The sequence below is a fragment of the Kiritimatiella glycovorans genome, from assembly GCF_001017655.1.
Lineage (GTDB): Bacteria > Verrucomicrobiota > Kiritimatiellia > Kiritimatiellales > Kiritimatiellaceae > Kiritimatiella > Kiritimatiella glycovorans.
This window is the reverse complement of record NZ_CP010904.1, coordinates 571,277-590,258: the sequence shown is the minus strand read 5'-3', so window position 1 is coordinate 590,258 and position 18,982 is coordinate 571,277. Positions and strand designations below refer to the sequence as shown.

Below are 18,982 nucleotides of genomic sequence, written 5' to 3'. Positions count from 1 at the left end.
AATGACGTCGGATAGAAAAAAATGCCAAGTCACACGGCTAATTAGTACTGGTCAGCTTCATCCGTTACCGGACTTCCACCTCCAGCCTATCAACGTCCTGGTCTTGAACGTGCCTTCAGTCCCGCCGAAGCGGGGAGGGAAATCTTATCTTGGAGAAGGCTTGGCGCTTAGATGCCTTCAGCGCTTATCCTTTCCGCACATAGCTACCCAGCAGTGCCCCTGGCGGGACAACTGGCACACCAGAGGTGCGTCATTCCCGGTCCTCTCGTACTAGGGAATGCTCTCCTCAAATTTCCTGCGCCCACGGTGGATAAGGACCAAACTGTCTCACGACGTTCTGAACCCAGCTCGCGTACCGCTTTAATGGGCGAACAGCCCAACCCTTGGGACCTTCTCCAGCCCCAGGATGCGATGAGCCGACATCGAGGTGCCAAACCGCCGCGTCGATGTGGACTCTTGGCGGCGATCAGCCTGTTATCCCCGGAGTACCTTTTGTCCGATGAGCGACGGCGCTACCACTAGCTACCGCCGGATCACTTAGGCCTGCTTTCGCACCTGCTCGACCTGTGAGTCTCGCAGTCAAGCACCCTTCTACCTATACGCTCTGCGCACGATTGCTGACCGTGCTGAGGGTACCATCGCGCTCCTCCGTTACGTTTTGGGAGGAAACCGCCCCAGTCAAACTGACCCTCTGACACTGTCCCCCGCCCGGATTCACGGGTCGGAGTTAGAAGCCCAATACATCAAGACCGGTATTTCACCAGCGGCTCCACCTCGCCTGACGACGAAGCTTCGAAGCCTCCCGGCTATCCTACACATGATGTATCAGAATCCAATGACAGATTACAGTAAAGGTTCACGGGGTCTTTCCGTCCTACCGCGGGTATCCGGCATTTTCACCGGAATTTCAATTTCACCGAGATCCACGTTGAGACAGTGTCCGGATCGTTACACGATTCGTGCGGGTCGGAACTTACCCGACAAGGAATTTCGCTACCTTAGGACCGTTATAGTTACGGCCGACATTCACCAGGGCTTCAGGTCGAAGCTTCTCCCGCCGAAGCGGAATAACCTCTCTCCTTAACCTTTTGGCATTGGTCACGTGTCACACTCTATACATCCTCTTGCGAGTTAGCAGAGTGCTGTGTTTTTGGTAAACAGTCGCCCGGACCCTTTCACTGCGCCTCACTCGGGCTTACGGAGCAAGTCCTTCACCCGTGCAAGGACCCCTTCTTCCGAAGATACGGGGCTAATTTGCCGAATTCCTTAACGTGGTTTCTCTCGCGCGCCTTGGAATACTCTTCCTTCCTACCTGTGTCGGTTTGCGGTACGGTCGCCGGCACGACTCGCTAGAAGCTTTTCTTGGCAGTATAGCATCAACCGATCCGTTTCACCCGTGGGTGAACCGTCCCGTCGCCTCTCGGAGTTGCTCCGACGGATTTACCTGTCAGAGCCCCCTACGGGCTTGGACCACCATTTCCGATCGGTGGCCGGTCCAGCTTTCTGCGTCCCTCCATCGCTCAAATGCCGTACTGGCGGTACAGGAATATTTAACCTGTTTCCCATCGCCTACGCCTTTCGGCCTGGGCTTAGGGGCCGACTAACCCTGGGCGGACGAACCTTCCCCAGGAAACCTTGGAATTTCGGCGGACAGGATTCTCACCTGTCTTTTCGTTACTCATGTCCGCATAATCACTTGTATGCGCTCCACGCTCGGTTGCCCTTGCGCTTCTATGCCCATACAACGCTCCTCTACCACTTCCCGCAGAACGGAAAGTCCGCGGCTTCGGCAGATGGTTTGAGTCCCGATCATTTTAGGCGCAAGATCACTCGACTAGTCAGCTATTACGCACTGTTTAAATGATGGCTGCCTCTAAGCCAACATCCTAGCTGTCTTCGCAATCTCACATCCTTTAGCACTTAACCATCTTTAGGGGCCTTAGCCGGCGGTCTGGGCTGTTTCCCTTTCGACAATGAAGCTTATCCCCCACTGTCTGACTCCCGGCGTGACTGCAACGGCATTCGGAGTTTGACAGGCGTCGGTATCCGGGTAAGGACCCTAGTCCAATCAGTGCTCTACCTCCGTTGCGAGCATTCGCCGAGGCTATCCCTCAAGGTATTTCGAGGAGAACCAGCTATCACCGGGTTTGATAAGCCTTTCACTCCGACCCACAGCTCATCCAAGCATTTTTCATCATGCACTGGTGCGGCCCTCCACCCCGTGTTACCGGGGCTTCAGCCTGGCCATGGGTAGCTCACCCGGATTCGGGTCTGCCGCAGACGACTGTGACGCGCTGTTCACACTCGCTTTCGCTTCGGCTCCGTCACGTAATGACTTAACCTCGCCACCTACGGCAACTCGCGGACTCATTATGCAAAAGGCATGCGGCCATCCCGCTTTACAGCAGGACTACCACAGTTTGTAAGCACATGGTTTCAGGTTCTATTTCACTCCCCTAGCAGGGGTTCTTTTCACCTTTCCCTCACGGTACTGGTTCACTATCGGTTACCGGTTAGTATTTAGCCTTAGGAGGTGGGCCCCCTAGATTCAGACGGGGTTTCACGTGTCCCGTCCTACTTGGGATACCGCTGGGCATCGTCAGGATTTCGTTTACAGGCCTTTCACCTTCTGTGGAGCAGCTTTCCATCTGCTTCAACTATCCCTCCGAACTTCCGTATCGCGGTCCCGCAACCCTCCGCTGCAAGCAGCAGAGTTTAGGCTGTTCCCCGTTCGCTCGCCACTACTTAGGGAATCGCTGTCGCTTTCTTTTCCTCCGGGTACTGAGATGTTTCAGTTCCCCGGGTATCGCCCTGAAGCCCTATTTTATTCAGACTCCAGTGACCCCGCATTACCAGGGCCGGGTTTCCCCATTAGGACATCCCCGGATCAGAGCGTCTTTGCCGCTCCCCGAGGCTTTTCGCAGCTTAGCACGTCCTTCATCGCCTTCCGGTACCAAGGCATTCACCATGCGCCCTTTGCAACTTGGCAAAAATATACATATCCGCCGTCACTTTCCAGACGCTGAATCTCGATTTTTCGTCTATGCAATTGTCAAAGAACCGCTCCGGCCTCAGCCGGAGAAAATCCTGGCGATCACAGGGTTATGGTGGTGGGCGTGGCTGGTCTCGAACCAGCGACCTCATCCTTATCAGGGATGCGCTCTAACCAACTGAGCTACACGCCCGTAATCCAGGCGCCGGGGCTGTTCCGCCGTCTCCGGCCTCTTCCCGCTCGTTGGTGGAGGTAGCCGGGCTCGAACCGGCGACATCCAGCTTGCAAAGCTGGCGCTCTTCCAGCTGAGCTATACCCCCGGCGCTGCGGCAACCCTGATCCTGTCGTCGCCGCGAACAAAGCTGTGATTTTCTGCTTCGCCACCGGAACGGTGCGAATTGCGTTTCATTATCCGGCTTCCGCCGTCGCCGACGGAAACGTCCCGCGTGCGGGACGCTACCCTCCCGCCTTTGATTTGCGCTTGCGCGCTCCTCTCCGGCAGGTCTCCTTAGAAAGGAGGTGATCCAGCCACAGGTTCCCCTACGGCTACCTTGTTACGACTTCATCCCAATTATCTGCCACACCTTCGGCGCCTTCCTCCCTGAACGGGTTGGACCGGCGACTTCGGGTGCAGCCGACTCTCATGATGTGACGGGCGGTGTGTACAAGGCCCGGGAACGTATTCAAGGCGCCATTGCTGATACGCCTTTACTAGCGATTCCGACTTCACGGGGTCGAGTTGCAGACCCCGATCCGAACTGGGGCCGGCTTTAAGGATTTGCTCCACTTCGCAGTATTGCATCCCACTAGACCGGCCATTGTAGCACGTGTGCAGCCCTGGGCATAAGGACCATACGGACTTGACGTCATCCCCACCTTCCTCCCCGTTAACCGAGGCAGTCTGTCTAGAGTGCCCGGCCGAACCGATGGCAACTAAACATAGGGGTTGCGCTCGTTGCGGGACTTAACCCAACACCTCACGGCACGAGCTGACGACAGCCATGCAGCACCTGTGCAGCACCCTCGAAGGCGACCCCCTTTCAGGGGCTTGCAGCTGCATGTCAAACCCAGGTAAGGTTCTTCGCGTTGCATCGAATTAAGCCACATGCTCCACCGCTTGTGCGGGCCCCCGTCAATTCCTTTGAGTTTTAGCCTTGCGGCCGTACTCCCCAGGCGGTGCACTTAACGCGTTAGCTTCGTCACGGAAGGGGGTAGTCCTCCCACGACAAGTGCACACCGTTTACAGCCGGGACTACAGGGGTATCTAATCCCTTTCGCTCCCCCGGCTTTCGTCCATGAGCGTCAGTACCGGTCCAGAGAGGCGCTTTCGCCACCGGCGTTCTTCTTGATATCTACGCATTTCACCGCTACACCAAGAATTCCCCTCTCCTCTCCCGGACTCTAGCCCCACAGTTTCGAATGCCGTTCCACGGTTGAGCCGTGAGCTTTCACATCCGACATGCGGGGCCGCCTGCGGACCCTTTACGCCCAGTAAATCCGAACAACGCTAGCCACCTCTGTATTACCGCGGCTGCTGGCACAGAGTTAGCCGTGACTTCCTCTGCAGGTACCATCAAGAGCTGCGGGGTATTAGCCCGTGCCCCTTGTTCCCTGCTGACAGGAGTTTACGACCCTAGGGCCTTCGTCCTCCACGCGGCGTCGCATCGTCACGCTTTCGCGCATTGCGAATGATTCTCGACTGCAGCCTCCCGTAGGAGTCTGGGCAGTGTCTCAGTCCCAGTGTGGCCGATCACCCTCTCAGGCCGGCTACCCGTCATCGCCTTGGTGAGCCGTTACCTCACCAACAAGCTGATAGGACTCGAACCCATCCTTCAGCGACAGGATAAATCCCGTCTTTACACAGTCCTGCATGCGCAGGAGGAACACATCCGGCATTAATCCACCTTTCGGTGGGCTATTCCGGACTGAAGGGCAGGTTGTTCAAGCGTTACTCACCCGTTCGCCGCTCTCACGTCAGGTTTCTCTCCCGAAGGATTGAAGCCTGACGATCCCGCTCGACTTGCATGCCTAATCCACGCCGCCAGCGTTCGTTCTGAGCCAGGATCAAACTCTCAATAAATATAGAGTCTGTCCCGACCTCCTCAAATAAATGAGGGTCGTGACTTCGTAAGTATCATGAGATCCGAATAATGTCTTCGCAATTCACACCGCCCCGGTTTCGAAGCGATGGAATCACAGCTTTATTCACTTTTCAGAGAACCTTGCTCAAAGTCCGATTTCCGCCCTCTCGCAGAGCTGCGGATCGCCCTGAAGCAGTCTGGCAATGTAGCTTGCAGGCCGTGCGGCGTCAACCGCTTTTTTAGACTTTTATTAAGATCGGCGGAATCAGCCTCCTCGCGGCGACCGCTCCGTCTCAAAAGAGAAGGGACAACATACAGGGATGCGCGAATTGCGCAAGGGGAAAAAATGGTTTTTCGTATTTTTTTGTGAAACGACTGGAAGGGTAGCGGCTGGACCGGAAATCCGCGCGCGTCACATCGTACTCGTACTCGTACTCAGCGAAGCGGTACTCGTACTCGAATTCCTGGACTGGAAACAGGATCGCGCCTTCGGCGCGCCGAGTACGCGTTCGAGTACGAGTACGAGTACGAGTGCGAGTGCGAATCATGTTCACCCTTGCCCCCTCAACCTTCATGTCCTTCATGGTGAACTCCATGCTCTCCCCCGTCTTGCGGCGCGGCGGGTGCGGCGCTATGATACCGCTCCGAGATGAACCGCAACCCGCCACGCCGCCTGCCGCGCATCGCCCTCACCCAGGGCGACCCGGCCGGTGTGGGTCCGGAACTGTGCCTGCGCGCGGCGACCTCGGAACAGATGCGCCGCCTCTGCCGCCCGGTGATCTTCGGCGACCGCGCCGTCCTCGAGGGCGTCGCCGCGAAACTGGATCTCCCCGCCCCGAACCATTACTTCGCATTGACCGCGGATCTGCGTGATGAGCCCGGCGAGGGCACGACGGCGGTGGACTGCGCCACGCTCGATCACCTTCCGGCCGCGGGGGTGGTCGACGCCGAGTGCGGCCGCGCGGCCTACGCATCCCTGACCGCCGCCATCGAAGCGGTCCGCGGCGGGGCGTTCGACGCACTGACCACCGCGCCGCTCAGCAAGGCCGCGCTCCACCGCGCCGGCATTCACGAAAACGGACACACGGAAATTCTCGCGAAGAAGACGTTCACCCGGGATTACGCCATGATGCTCTACAGCGAACACCTGGCGCTGAGCTTCGTCACCTGCCACTGCGCCCTGTCGGACGTGCCCGCACTCTGCAGCCGGGAACGCGTCGCCCGCGTGATCACGCTGACCGATGACGCCCTGCACCGCATCCGCGGCCGGCGACCGAGACTGGCCGTACTGGGGTTGAACCCGCACGGCGGCGAACAGGGCGCGTTCGGACGCGAGGAGATCGAGGCCATTGCGCCGGCGATCGACGACGCGCAGGCCGCGGGGATCGACGCCGAAGGCCCGCTTCCCCCGGATGCCGCGTTCATGCCGCACCACCGGGAACGCTATGACGGATGGGTGTGCCAGTACCACGACCAGGGCCACGTCGCGTTCAAGATGGTCGCGCTCCACGAAGGAGTCAATGTGACCCTCGGACTGCCCCTCATCCGTACGTCGGTCGATCACGGCACGGCGTTCGATATCGCGCGCCAGGGCCGCGCGGATCCCGGCAGCCTGTTCGCGGCGCTCCGGCTGGCGGCGGCCCTGGCCGCGGACGAGGGCCGAGAGGGACGATAAGGCCGGCCCATGCGGCGGCGGCTCAGCGTACCAGCAGCACCGGAAGGTGCGTCTCATGGACCATCCGCAGCGAAAGACTCCCGACCAGGTGTTCGGATAACCAGCTGTGGTGTGAAACGCCCAGCGCGAGCATCTGGCACTCCTCGCCGGCCGCGGCCTCGGGAAGCACGGTCTGCGGATCGCCCTTCGCGATACGCCCGCGCGGATGGACGCCGGCCTCCGCGGCCAGGGTTTTGCCCTCCTGCAGCGTCGCGTGAGCCGCGTCCTCCTCTTCGCCGCCGCCCGGTTCCGCCACCGTCACGACCACCATGTCGGCCTCCAGCCCCCGCGCCAGATCGGCGGCCCGCTGCAGCGCATGCCGCGAAGGCCCGCTGCCGTCGTAGGCCGTCATGATGCGCTGCACGGAAACGAAGCTGCGCGGCGTCACCAGGCACGGCCGCGCGGACCGGCGGATCAGCCGCTCGGCCGTAGACCCCGGCAGGTCGGCACTGGCCTCGGCCTGGTCGCCCCGCTGCCCGAAGACCAGCAGATCGGCGTCCTCCTCGCTCCGAAGCAGGGCCCGCACCGGCAAGCCTTCCTCGAGACGCGTCCCGGCCTCGAGCCCCCGTTCGGCCGCGCGATTGCGATAGGCTTCGAGAATCGTCCGCCCGCGCTCCTCGAGAATGTTCCGGATATTCGTCAGTTCGTTTCCGTACGGGAGCGCTCCCACCGATCCCGAGAGATCGGCCAGGAACGGACCCTCCAGCATCCGGCGGTCGACCACGTGCACCGCGGCAAGCGAAGCGTGCAGGCGCTGCGCGAAATCCAGCGCGTACTCGCCGGCCGCGGCGCCGTAGTCCGAGCCGTCGAGTGCGGCCATCACCGCGCGAACCGTACCCTCTTCATTCATGTCTTTTCTCCTTTCCCGTATCCTGCGACAACCCTACCAGATCGACCGCGCACCTGAAACACCGGGGCACGCTCCCCGCCCTCCCCTATTGTCCCGGCCGGCGTCATGGACTATGATGCCCCCGTACACCGTGAAGCCCTTTGAACGAGGAGCAGGACGTGAATCTGAAACAGCTCTCCGTGTTTATCGAAAACCGCCCCGGCGGCGTGTCGCAACCCTGCCGCACCCTCGCGGATGAAGGCATCAACATCATCACCCTCTCGCTCGCCGACACCGAGCAGTTCGGCATCCTGCGACTGGTCGTCCGCGAGTGGGAAAAGGCCCGCGACGCGCTGGAAACGGCGGGCTTCGTGGTGAAAGTCACCGAGGTGCTGGCCACGGAGGTCAGCGACCGGCCCGGGGGGCTGGCGGAAATCCTGGACGCGCTCGAGGAGAAGGGTGTCAATGTCGAATACATGTACGCATTCACACTCAAACGCGGCGGACAGGCCGTGCTGATCTTCCGCTTCGACGACATGGACCGCGCCCTGGAGATCCTGCGGGAACGCGGGTTCAACGTACTGGACGGCGTCGAACTGTACCGCCGGGCGGAGACATAAGCGCGGGGATGCCCCTGAGTCCAATATGGGGACACCCGGGGGAATATCGTACTCGTACTCAGCGAAGCGGTACTCGTACTCGAATTCCTTGAACAGGGGGAGTGGGATCGCGCCTTCGGCGCGCCGAGTACGCGTACGAGTACGAGTAAGAGTACGAAAACGGCGGACGGCCTTCTGCTGTCCAGCAGAATCCCTACCCTCACGCACGGGTTCGGCCTGCGTCTCCCGGGTAGGGCGCGATTCCATATTCAAGGAATTCGACTACGAGTACGATATTCCCCCGGGGGTCCCCATGTGGAACTCAGGAGGACCATCGCCGTCCTGGCGGGAAGGTACACACGGATTTCATGCGGCCCCGCGGATTCCCCCGGGCGGAAGGTCTGATCCGGAGCGATGCGACCCTGACCCCCGAACCGCGACTCGTCCGTGTCGAGCACAGGGCGGCAGAGGTCCGGCCCGGTCTCCACCGGGTAGTCCTCGACAGAGTTCGAGGGGTGAAAATTAAAGAGGAAGCGGTATGCGCCGCGCGCGAAACACAGGATCTTGTCGTCCTCGTGCACCCGCAGGAGCCCGGGCAGGTTCACCGCGAACGATGCACGGTCGCGGTTGTACAACTCCAGCATCGCGCGGTCGAAGTCGCCGAGCTGGTGATACTTGAGGCCGGGATCATCGCGCAGCGACCACTGCCGCCGCGCATACCGGTACGACCAGCCGTTGCCTTCGCGCGGGAAGTCGACCCATTCGGGATGTCCGAATTCGTTGCCGATGAAATTCATGTACGCGTGCTGCGCGCAGCCGAACGTGGCGAGCCGGGCCATCTTATGCAGCGCCATGCCGCGCATGACCGCGAGGTCCGTCGATTCCGCGTGCATCGCCTCGTACATCGCGGCGTCCATCATGGCAAAGATCATGGTCTTGCCGCCGACGATGGCTTGGTCATGGCTCTCGACGTAATGGACGGTACGCTCCTCCGGCCGGCGGTTGGTCAGTTCATGGAACAGTCCGCCCATCGACCAGTCCTCGTCGCGAACCTTCCCGACCAGCCTGAACCAGTGGTCGGGCACGCCCATGGCGAGCCGGTAGTCAAAGCCTACACCATACTCCTCGTGCGGGGCCGCCAGCCCGGGCATGCCGCTGACGTCCTCCGCGATCGTGACGGCATGGGGGTTCAGCTCGTGAATCAGCTTGTTGGAGAGGCTCAGATAGGCCAGCGCGTCGTCGTCGACGTCTCCGCCGAAATACTGTTCATAGGAGGTGAAGGCGGTCCCGAGACCGTGATGGTGGTAGAGCATGCTGGTGATGCCGTCGAAACGGAAGCCGTCGACCCGGTATTCGTCCATCCAGAATCGGCAGTTCGAGAGAAGAAAGTGGAGCACCTCGGGTTTGGCGTAGTCGAAGCAGCGCGAACCCCAGGCGGGGTGTTCGCCGCGCGCGCCGGCATGGAAATACTGGTAGGGGGTCCCGTCGAAGCGGGCGAGACCCTCGACCTCGTTGGCGACGGAGTGCGAGTGGACGAGATCGATAATGACGGTCAGCCCCAGACCGTGCGCGGCGTCGATCAGGGCCTTGAATTCATCCGGCGTCCCGAACCGCGAGGAGGCGGCAAAGAAACTGGAGACGTGGTACCCGAACGATCCGTAGTACGGATGCTCCATCGCGCCCATGAGCTGGATGGTCTGGTAGCCGGCGGCGGCGACCCTCGGCAGGGTGTGCTCCCGGAATTCGTCGAAGGTCCCCACCCCTTCCCGCTCCTGGGCCATACCGACGTGACACTCGTAAATCAGCGGGAAATCCGGCCGCGCGGGCGGGGGGTTCCTCCAGCGATAGGGTTCGTCGGGCGCCCACACCTGGGCGTTGAAAATCCCGGTTTCGGCATCCTGTACCACCCGGCGCGTCCAGGCGGGGATGCGGTCGCCTCCCCCGCCGTCCCAGCGCATCCGGAGCCGGAAGAGATCGCCGTGTCCGATCGCCCCTTCGGGGAGGCGCAGCTCCCAGTCGCCGCGCCCGTTGAGCCGGTTCAGACGGAAGTCGTCTCTTTCCTCCCATCCGCTGAAGGTGCCGATCAGGACGATCTCCGCGGCGTTGGGCGCCCATTCGCGAAAGACCCACCCCTTGCCGTCGCGGTGCAGCCCGAAGTATTCGTGGCCGGAGGCGAAATCGCGGAGCGGGATCGAGCCCCCGGTCAGGCGGCGTTCGACTTCGCCCGCGTAATGAGCCCGGCGCTCCAGTTCCGGAAGCCAGGGATGCAGCCAGGCGTCGTCCTGAAGCCGGGTGCGCACCTTCAGATCTCTTTCCCTTCCATGGACTGCGGGGTTCTCCATCAAAACTGCTCCACCAGGGGTCTCTGCAGCATCTTCTCGTAGATTTCGATATAGCGCCGCGCGACCGCGGCATGGGTGAAGCGCTCGCCGCTCTCGCGCATCACGCGCGAAACCTGGGCGGCGCGCTGCTCCTCCGGAAGCCGGTAGAACGCCATCGCACAGTCGATCGCCCAGCGCAACCCGCCGGAATCGTAGTTCTCGAAGCGGAATCCGTTGCCGGTCCCGGCCCCCGCGTCGAGCGGGACGACCGTGTCGTGCAGCCCGCCGGTGTCGTGGGCGATCGGGAGCGACCCGTAGATCGAACTGATCATCTGCGGAAGTCCGCAGGGTTCGAAGAGCGAGGGGATCAGCATGAAATCGGACGCGGCGTAGCCGAGGTGCGAGAGGGCTTCGTCGAACCCGCACACCGCCACACGCCCGTAGAGATCGTGGAACCGGACGATGTCGTGCAGGTGCGGCTCGTAGGCGCCGCTGGCCACTACGGCGATCTGCATACCCTCCCGGGCATAGGCCGCGACGGTATCGTAGAGGATATCCGTCAGAAGCTGGCAGCCCTTCTGCACGGGATCGAGCCGGGAGGGCCAGAAGAAGAGCGGGGCCCCGCTGTCGCGGTGGAGCCCGACCTTCTCCTGGAAGTGCAGCTTATTCTCCCGCTTGCCTTCGGCGTGGCTCTGCGCTTCGTAGTGCTTCTCGATCATCGGATCCGCGGCCGGGTCATACACCGGGTCGGGGGCGTTGAGAATCCCCGCCGCGCAGCCCGCATCGCGTTTGCAGGCCATCTCGTAGCGCACCGCTTCCGGCACGAAATCATGCCGACCCTCCACCACCTCGGAGAGAAAGGTCGGACTGACGGTATTGATGAAGTGGGCGCCGAAGATCCCGCTCGTGAGCAGGTCGACCGGAACGGTATCGCGGGTCTCCTCGTAACAGCCGGGAGGAACCGTGTAGAAGAGATTGGGCCAGAACTCCGCGGCGTCGATGCCCGCGTCCTCGATCTGCGCGAGCGTGATGCGCTGCGTATGGATGTTATGCACGGTGAACAGGCAGGGGATGTTCTGCCGGCGCGCAGCGCCCGGGATCAGACCGGTCATCCAGTCGTTGCAGTGGATCAGGTCGGGTTTCACCATCGAGATGATGTTGTTGAGCGCCTCGCGCTGGAACGCCAGCGCGACCCGGGTGTCGTCGCCCGCCCCGCGGTACACATTTTCGCGATAGTAAAAAATCCGGTCCTCGGCGAGATGGATCCGCGAGGTCGGCAGCTTGCTTTTGTATACGCGCAGTTCCTCGGCGATCAACCGGCCGACTTCGACGTTGAACATGCGCCGGTAATGGGGAAGGCAGACGTGGATGTCGGCGCCCTTGTTGAACAGCGCGGCGATCAGCGAAGCCGAGACGTCCGCCATTCCCCCGGCCTTGGCGCTCATGCGGTTGGCCATGTTTCCCATGCCTTCGGGGAGATAGGTAATCTCCGGCGTGATGATCAGGATGCGCGGCTTCTTGCGCCGCCTGAGCTGTTTCATCGGCATGGCGCGTTCATCCCTCCCCCGCCCAGGTGATGAATCCCGGCATGATCTTCCTCCACTCGTCGCCCTTCGGAACGGCGCGGGCGGTGAACCCGAACCGGCCGGTGGTGCGGCAGGTCACCTCCTGGCGGTAACGGTGCGCGTTCTCTCTCTCCCCGCCCTCCAGCTCCATCGACCGCACTTCGCTGCGCGTCATCCGGTTGTGGGAGTCCACCGGCCCGAAATAGAGCTGGATATCGACGTCCTCAGGGTCGAGCGAGCCCAGATTCACCCGCGTCGACACCGCGAAGCTGTCGCCCACGTGCACCGACACGATGTTGCGGTCGGCGACCGGGTCTTCCACGGACACCTCGTGCCAGTGTGCTTCAAACCGCCGCCGCTGTTCGACCAGCGTCCGCGCACCCCGCGCACCTTCCTCCGTCAGTCGTTCGAAATCCCGGCAGCCGGGCCTGTAGAAGCGGTCCTGGTACTCGGCGAGCATGCGGTGGCTGGTGAATCGCCCCAGGACCATGTGGATCGACGCCTTCATCATCTTCACCCAGTTTCCGGGGAGATCCCCCAGCGGCCGATCGTAGAAGGCGGGAATGATCTCGTCCTCGAGCAGGTTGTAGAGGGCCTGCGATTCGACACTGTCCTGGTAGTCGAGGTCCTCGTATTCGACGCCGCGCCCGATGGCCCAGCCGTTCTCCCGCGCGTATCCCTCGCACCACCAGCCGTCGAGCGTGCTCACGTTGAGCCCGCCGTTGACGGCCGCCTTCATGCCCGAGGTCCCGCTGGCCTCGAGAGGACGTCGCGGCGTGTTGAGCCAGACATCGACCCCCTGCACGAGCCTGCGGGCCACGTACATGTCGTAGTCCTCCAGAAAAATCATACGCATCCGGATTTCGGCCCGCCGCGCGAAGTCCACGAGTTCCCGGATCAGCCGCTTACCGCCCTCGTCGGCGGGATGCGCCTTGCCGGCGAAGACCAGCTGCACGGGGCGCTCATCATTGCCCAGCAGCCGGAGAAGCCGGTCCGGATCGCGCAACAGGAGCGTGGCCCGCTTGTAGGTTGCAAACCGCCGGGCGAACCCGATGGTCAGGGCGTCGTGATCGAGCACCGACCGGGCCTGGGCGAGTTCGGCCCGGGTGGCGTTGCGGCGCTGGTACTGCTGCGTCATACGCTCGCGGGCCGTGCGTATCAGCCGCGAACGGATGACTTCGTGCGCGCGCCAGAGTTCGTCGTCCGGAATATACTCGATGTGCGCAAGCACCTCGGGATCGCCGGGATGCCAGCGCCACTGCGGCCCCAGATAACGGTCGAAGAGCTGGGCCATCTCCGGCGCCAGCCAGGACTGGATGTGGACCCCGTTGGTGACGTGCGTAATGGGAACTTCGTCCTCCTGCAGCTTCGGCCAGAGAAAGGACCACATCCGCCGGGCCACGCTCCCGTGCAGCTCGCTGACCCCGTTGTTGAAGTGCGACATCCGCAGGCCGAGGATCGTCATGGACAGCTCCGCCGGTTCCGGCTGATGCGGCGGGGATCCCCACGCGATCACCTCGTCGGCCGGGATGCCGATCTGCTCCTCCAGCGCCTCGAGATGGGGGCGCAGCAGGTCGACCCTGAACACCTCGTTACCGGCGGGCACCGGCGTGTGGGTGGTGAATACATTGGTGCGCGACACTACCTCGATCGCCGCCTCGCGCTCCAGGTGCTCTTCCCGGGTCAGATGGGCGAGCCGGGCGAGACTGAGAAAGGCGGCATGGCCTTCATTGATATGGCACACATGCGGACGGTAGCCGGCGGCGAGCAGCGCGCGGTACCCGCCGATGCCGAGGAGCAGCTCCTGGCGGAGGCGCGTCTCGCGTCCTCCGCCGTAAAGCTGGGCGGTAACCTCGCGGTAGGGCGGCGGATTACCGGGAAGGTTCGCATCGAGCAGATACACCGGGATGCGGCCGACCTCGAGCCGCCAGACCACGGCCCGCAACATGCCGTCCGGCAGAGGCAGCTCGATCTCGATCTGATGCCCCGATTCGTCGAACACCTTCTGAACCGGGAGATGCTGAACCTCGTTCTCGGGATAATGCTCCTGCTGCCAGGCCTCGCTGTTGAGATACTGCTCAAAATACCCCTGGCGGTAGAGCAGGCCGACGGCGACCATCGGCAGCCGCATGTCGGAGGCCGCCTTGAGATGATCCCCCGCCAGCACACCCAGCCCGCCGGAGTAGATCTTCATGCTCTCGTGGATGCCGTATTCGAGCGAGAAATAGGCCACGGACCGGCAGGACTCTTCTTCCGCGGGCACAGACTCGACCTCCAGCTCGAACCGCTCCCGCACCTGACGCTGATGCTCGAGGAAGCCTTCATCATCCGCCAGCTTCTCCAGTCTGCGCTGGTCGACACCGCTGAGAAACGCCAGCGGATTGTGACCGGTCTGACGCCAGAGATGCGGGTCGATGCGGCGGAAGAGTTCCTGCGCGTCGGGATGCCACGACCACCAGAGATTGCGCGTCAGCGTCTCCAGAAACCGCACGGGTTCCGGCACCGCCGGTGCCACATTGAAAAGTTGCAGTCCGTTCATAAGTTCCCTTCAGTTCCCTGCACGCGCTTCCGTATATTAACGGTTTTCCCCGATCCTCTCAAGGACGCGGAACAGCTCGGAAACGGACCAGGCCTGTGCGCCGCAGCCGCGCAGGACGTGGGGCGCATCGCCGTCCAGGATCTCGGCGAGCTGCCCGAGGCAACCCTGTTCAAAAATCCAGACCGGCGCCGTGAGCAGCGAGGCGGCCGCGGCGTGTCCTTCCGGTCCCCAGACCGCCTCGAACGCTTCGGCGTACATCGGGTAAAGCCAGGTCCAGGCCGTGCCGTTGTGATAGGCGGGTTTGCGGCGGGTGTCTTCATCCCCCTCGTACCGCCCCCAGTACGGACGCAGGGGGTCGTTCAGCAGTCGTCCGTCGTGCTCCACCGCCAGCGGCCGGGTAACGGAGCGGTCGGCGAGGCTGCGCAGCGCGCCGGGAACGACCAGCTCCTCGCAGTCCCTCAGGATTGAACGGCAGAACGCCGGGTCTTCGAATAATCCCAGCGTCACGGCGAACAGCTGATTCGGCCGGAGGGCATCGTCGGCCTTCGACTGCGCGGCGGGCGTGCCCGGCCGCGCGTGCAGCGTATCGGCGCAGAACGGGCTCGAGTCGCGGCGGTAGAGCCGCTGGGCGCTCGAGCGCACGCGAGCGGCCAGGGATTCCCAGCGGCCGCCGGGATCGAGCTGCGCGAGCCAGCGCAACCCCGCATACCAGAGCGCCTGGATCTCGATCGGGTACCCTTCGCGCGGCGACCCGGCCGGGTGATTGGTGTCCATCCACGTGAAATGCGCAGGGCTGAACACCAGCCCGCTGTCCGCCTCGACCTTCACCCCGACGGGCGTGCCTTCGAGATACCCCCGGGCGATGTCGCGCGCCGTCTCCCCGAGCGTGCGGGGTCCCGCCGGATGGTGGCGCACGGTCTCCAGCCCGATCCGCGCGGCGAGATCGCGGCAGGCGATCAGGAACCAGAGCGGGGCGTCGGAGGTGTCGCGGTTGGAGACGTCCTCTCCGCGGATCATGTTCGGGAGGGTCCCGTTTTCCTCGAAACGGGCGAATTGGGCGAGGATGTCGAGCGCCTCCTCCGTCCAGCCGGCGGCGATCATTCCGCGCAGGAAGATCAGCGTATCCCGCCCCCAGTCGAGGAACCAGGGGTACCCGGCGATCACGGTGCGGGACGAGTCGCGATCGACCACAAAGAGCCGCATCGCCTCGCGGGCCGCCTCGCGCAGACCGGTCGCGGCCCGGATTTTTTCGTCGCCGGACTCCGCCGCCGGCACTCCGGGCCCGGCCGCCTCTTCGTTTACGGCCGCCACGATCGTCGAGGACGCGCCTCCGGCCAGCGCGAGTTCGAAATAACCGGGGCTGAACAGGTCGGTATGGCCGGCGAGTCCCCGCGACGCCTCGACGGGGTGTTCCACCATGTAGGTCCACTCGGGTTCCGGCATGAAGGCGCCCCGCCCCGCTCGAACTTCAAGCCTCCGCCCGGCGGCGGGTTCGAACACGAACCCGTCCGGCCCGGACGCCACGGCCGCGGGCCACGCCTGCTCCGCCCCCTCGAATGCGCGGGTGACGGTGTGATGATCCCGGTCCTCGAGGTCAGGCCTCAGGATCACGCTGACCTCCTCGCGGTCGTCCAGCGCGTCCGGCCCGTCGCCGCCTTCCAGCCGGGTCAGGCTCAGACGCACGCGGTTCGCCGCGCGGTCGAGGGCGAGCACAAAGTCGAGCCACACCCTTCGCCCGCGGCCCACAGGCACCTCGAATCTCCAGCGGGGCTCACGCCGTTCGTCGATTCCGAATTCCAGCAGACAGGGCAGCTGGATGGCCTGCGAATAGCCGCGGCGGCGGATCCAGGCGCGGAAACGGGTGAGCATGATCCTCCGGTCGGCGGGCGCGGCGGGATGCGGATTGGCGGCGAGCACCGCGTCGTACTGGCTGGCGACCGCCCCCGCGTCGCCCCGCACCTGCGCCGCGGCGGCACGACGGTTGGCCGTGACGGCGTAGAGCCCGCGCTCTTCGACTTCCGATCGATCGAAACACAGGCGCACCCCGGGATCGTCCGCCGGAAGCTGAAGCAGGTCGGTGCCGCCCCGCTCCGTGGCGTCCGGCGCGTGAAGCGTGAGGTTCAGCTTCCGGGGCGTCAGCTCCGTCACTTTCGGCGGCGGCGCGAGCAGCACGAAATACGCGCCCTGCGCATCGGGGAGCGCATCCCTGCAGCTGAGCGTACCGCCGCCCGCACCGACCAGTTCTACACGGAACGGCGCCTTAGCCCGGCAGAGGAGCAGGTGCGCGTCCGGAAGCAGGATCGTTCGCCGCGCGTCCTCCGGCCAGCGCCACAGGCGCACGGGCGCGTACTCCGTTCCCGCCGCTTCGGCACAGAAGTGCACGGGGTCTTCGGCGAGAGAGGCCGCCAGCGAGTCGTAATCGGTTTCTCCCGCGTCGGCATACCCGCGCAGCAGAGCGCGGGTTTCCATCGCCGCGGCCTTCATTCTCCGGCGCCGCACGGCCTCCGGGACGGCACCCGGCTCGCGGTCGGCGACCCGTTCGAGATCCTCCCGGCGAGTGGTCAGGCACGCGACGCTCGCGGGGGGCAGCACGCAGCGCATCAGGCCGTCGTCGTCCTCTTCGACCGTGACGGACCCGCCGCTGATAAGATCGTATACCGGGCCTCCGGCGTGATCGAACTCCTCCCGCGCCCACCGCACGGGACCCGCCTGCTCCTCGTCGAGCTGCGCGACGACCAGCACCTGCGCGTCGGGCTCCCCGTAACGGCGCCGCAGGGCCAGTACGTCCCCCTCCCCGCGTTCGATCAGCCGCAGTTCGGCGCCGGGATAAAAGGCGGGGTGCCGCCGGAGTATGGACGTAAGCCGGGCGATCCGCTCCACCTGGTTCTCCTCACGGCCCCAGTCGAGCGCATTCGCCTCGTGCACGTCGATCTTCTCGTCGGCGAACCACTCGACTCCATTGGTGATACCGAAGGCGCCGGCATCGGAACAGAGGGCCGTGAGCATGGTACGCAGCCGCGCGAAGGACCGCGAGCGGGAGGCGAGGCGGTCGTTGTCGTGCGTCTCCGCGAAGTGGATCAGGGTGCCGCGGGTGGTGGAGACACGGATCCCCTCCGGCAGATACCCCTCGATCTGGTCGCGGGTGTAATTCTGGAAGAGCTCGGAATAGGCCCAGTCGAGGCCCGCGTGCGCGAGCAGATCCTCCGTCACTTCCACGGGGCCGCCCAGCCCTTCAAGGAGGAAGAGCGTGTCGGGATACTCGGCGCGGACCCGTGCGACGATATAGACCCACGCGTCGAATGGGACCATGTACCCCGCGTCGCAGCGGAAGCCGTCGACCCCCCGCCGGCACCAGAACAGAAAGACCTCCGCCATGTAGCGCCACAGCGGACGATGGCGATAATCCAGCTCGGACAGATCGGCCCAGGTCACGCCCCAGGCCCCCGGCGAGCGAAAACTCAGGTCGGCTTTGCGGGCGAACCAGCCGGGATGGTGCACCTGGAGCGAGGATGCCCAGCCGGTGTGGTTTACGGGAAGGTCGAGAAACAGGCGCGCTCCGCGACGATGGATCGCGTCGGCCAGCTCCTGGAACTGCCCCAGCGGGGTCACCCGGCGGTCGAACTCCGCCAGCGCGGGATTCACGTCCATGAAATCAAGGGCGGCGAACGGGCTGCCGAATCTTCCCATACGCGCGAAGGTGGTGGGAATCGGGTGGACGGGCAGAAGCTGAACGATCCGGAATCCCAGGGTCCCGATGATGAAATCCAGCTCCGCGATCAGGTCCCGGAACGTGCCGGAGGGCGGGATCACCGTATAGTTCTTCGCGTCGAGCGCACGGATCGGGTCGGGATGCGCCCTTTCCCGCGAGGAGCGGGTCTTCGCCGGCCCGAACTGGCGCACGAAGGCCGTATAGAGCGTATTGGCGGCGCTGTACCCGGCGGACTCGACCTTGAGTTCGAGATTCGCGCCCGTCGGCCAAAGGGGATCGTCCGTGCCTTCGGGGAGGAAAAAGGCCTTGGCCTCGAAACAGCCCGTCTCGGCCAGCGGCAGGTCGATCCGGTAGCGCCCGTCTCCCAGCGGGCGCATCCGCAGGTCGTGCCAGTCGCGCGCGAGCACCGGCGCGTCCTCGTGCACCTCGGCGATCAGTTCAGCGCGCCGCACCGCAGCCCGTCCGAGATTGGTCCGCAGATAAGCCGCCCCCGACCCCGCATCCCCGGCCTCCAGTTCCACGGCGAGCACATCGCCCTGAAAGCGCCGCAGCGCCGTGCCGGGAGCGGGATTCTGAATTAAATCCGCCGAATGCGTCATTTTAACCTTCATGGCCTTCCCATTCTCGCGGCGG

8 protein-coding genes, 2 tRNA genes and 2 rRNA genes are annotated in these 18,982 nt (G+C 63.7%); 2 read left to right on the top strand and 10 right to left on the bottom strand.

Going from position 1 to position 18,982, the window contains the following annotated elements:
• Nucleotides 1-20: 20 nt before the first annotated feature.
• From L21SP4_RS02470 to L21SP4_RS02450, 5 genes are all read right to left on the bottom strand, one after another.
• A 23S ribosomal RNA gene (locus L21SP4_RS02470) occupies nucleotides 21-2,989 on the bottom strand.
• A gap of 119 nt (nucleotides 2,990-3,108) precedes the next feature.
• Nucleotides 3,109-3,185, bottom strand: a tRNA-Ile gene (locus tag L21SP4_RS02465).
• A gap of 51 nt (nucleotides 3,186-3,236) precedes the next feature.
• Nucleotides 3,237-3,312 (bottom strand) — tRNA-Ala (locus tag L21SP4_RS02460).
• A gap of 192 nt (nucleotides 3,313-3,504) precedes the next feature.
• A 16S ribosomal RNA gene (locus L21SP4_RS02455) occupies nucleotides 3,505-5,072 on the bottom strand.
• Together the 16S and 23S rRNA genes with 2 tRNA genes alongside form the textbook arrangement of a ribosomal RNA operon.
• A gap of 294 nt (nucleotides 5,073-5,366) precedes the next feature.
• A complete protein-coding gene (locus tag L21SP4_RS02450; protein ID WP_144413727.1) occupies nucleotides 5,367-5,657 on the bottom strand; it encodes a hypothetical protein in 291 nt (96 codons plus the stop codon).
• Between the two features lie 65 nt (nucleotides 5,658-5,722).
• Here L21SP4_RS02450 and pdxA point away from each other — a divergent pair, with 65 nt between their 5' ends.
• Nucleotides 5,723-6,748 (top strand): 4-hydroxythreonine-4-phosphate dehydrogenase PdxA, encoded by a 1,026-nt coding sequence (gene pdxA / locus L21SP4_RS02445; RefSeq protein WP_052881174.1) that lies wholly within the window; start codon nucleotides 5,723-5,725, stop codon nucleotides 6,746-6,748.
• A gap of 22 nt (nucleotides 6,749-6,770) precedes the next feature.
• On the opposite strand, the gene L21SP4_RS02440 is transcribed toward pdxA, so the two are convergent.
• A complete protein-coding gene (locus L21SP4_RS02440) occupies nucleotides 6,771-7,637 on the bottom strand; it encodes a universal stress protein (protein WP_052881173.1) in 867 nt (288 codons plus the stop codon).
• A 158-nt stretch (nucleotides 7,638-7,795) separates the two neighbouring features.
• Between L21SP4_RS02440 and L21SP4_RS02435 the strand changes: the two genes are divergently transcribed.
• Nucleotides 7,796-8,236 (top strand): ACT domain-containing protein, encoded by a 441-nt coding sequence (locus L21SP4_RS02435; RefSeq protein ID WP_052882941.1) that lies wholly within the window; start codon nucleotides 7,796-7,798, stop codon nucleotides 8,234-8,236.
• Between the two features lie 248 nt (nucleotides 8,237-8,484).
• Here L21SP4_RS02435 and L21SP4_RS02430 read toward each other — a convergent pair whose 3' ends face one another.
• Genes L21SP4_RS02430 through L21SP4_RS02415 form a run of 4 tightly spaced genes read right to left on the bottom strand, consistent with a single transcriptional unit; the run spans nucleotide 8,485 to nucleotide 18,960 of the window.
• Nucleotides 8,485-10,557: an alpha-amylase family glycosyl hydrolase gene (locus L21SP4_RS02430; RefSeq protein ID WP_052881172.1), complete on the bottom strand. Its 2,073-nt coding sequence runs from the start codon at nucleotides 10,555-10,557 to the stop codon at nucleotides 8,485-8,487.
• Nucleotides 10,557-12,083 carry a glycogen synthase gene (locus L21SP4_RS02425; RefSeq protein ID WP_201774670.1) on the bottom strand — a complete coding sequence of 509 codons (1,527 nt, stop codon included), beginning with the start codon at nucleotides 12,081-12,083 and terminating at the stop codon, nucleotides 10,557-10,559. The genes L21SP4_RS02430 and L21SP4_RS02425 overlap by 1 nt, the downstream gene beginning before the upstream one ends.
• A gap of 7 nt (nucleotides 12,084-12,090) precedes the next feature.
• On the bottom strand, nucleotides 12,091-14,640 hold the full coding sequence (gene glgP, locus L21SP4_RS02420) for an alpha-glucan family phosphorylase (RefSeq protein ID WP_052881171.1): 2,550 nt from the start codon (nucleotides 14,638-14,640) through the stop codon (nucleotides 12,091-12,093).
• A 36-nt stretch (nucleotides 14,641-14,676) separates the two neighbouring features.
• Entirely contained in the window at nucleotides 14,677-18,960 is a 4,284-nt protein-coding gene (locus L21SP4_RS02415) for an amylo-alpha-1,6-glucosidase (protein WP_052881170.1), read from the bottom strand.
• Nucleotides 18,961-18,982: the final 22 nt, after the last annotated feature.

Excerpts from the sequence above, each read along its gene's own strand:
- L21SP4_RS02450 (WP_144413727.1), bottom strand. The coding sequence starts at position 5,657 with ATGAAGGACATGAAGGTTGAGGGGGCAAGGGTGAACATGATTCGCACT.
- pdxA (WP_052881174.1), top strand. The coding sequence starts at position 5,723 with ATGAACCGCAACCCGCCACGCCGCCTGCCGCGCATCGCCCTCACCCAG.
- L21SP4_RS02440 (WP_052881173.1), bottom strand. The coding sequence starts at position 7,637 with ATGAATGAAGAGGGTACGGTTCGCGCGGTGATGGCCGCACTCGACGGC.
- L21SP4_RS02430 (WP_052881172.1), bottom strand. The coding sequence starts at position 10,557 with ATGGAGAACCCCGCAGTCCATGGAAGGGAAAGAGATCTGAAGGTGCGC.
- L21SP4_RS02425 (WP_201774670.1), bottom strand. The coding sequence starts at position 12,083 with ATGCCGATGAAACAGCTCAGGCGGCGCAAGAAGCCGCGCATCCTGATC.
- glgP (WP_052881171.1), bottom strand. The coding sequence starts at position 14,640 with ATGAACGGACTGCAACTTTTCAATGTGGCACCGGCGGTGCCGGAACCC.
- L21SP4_RS02415 (WP_052881170.1), bottom strand. The coding sequence starts at position 18,960 with ATGAAGGTTAAAATGACGCATTCGGCGGATTTAATTCAGAATCCCGCT.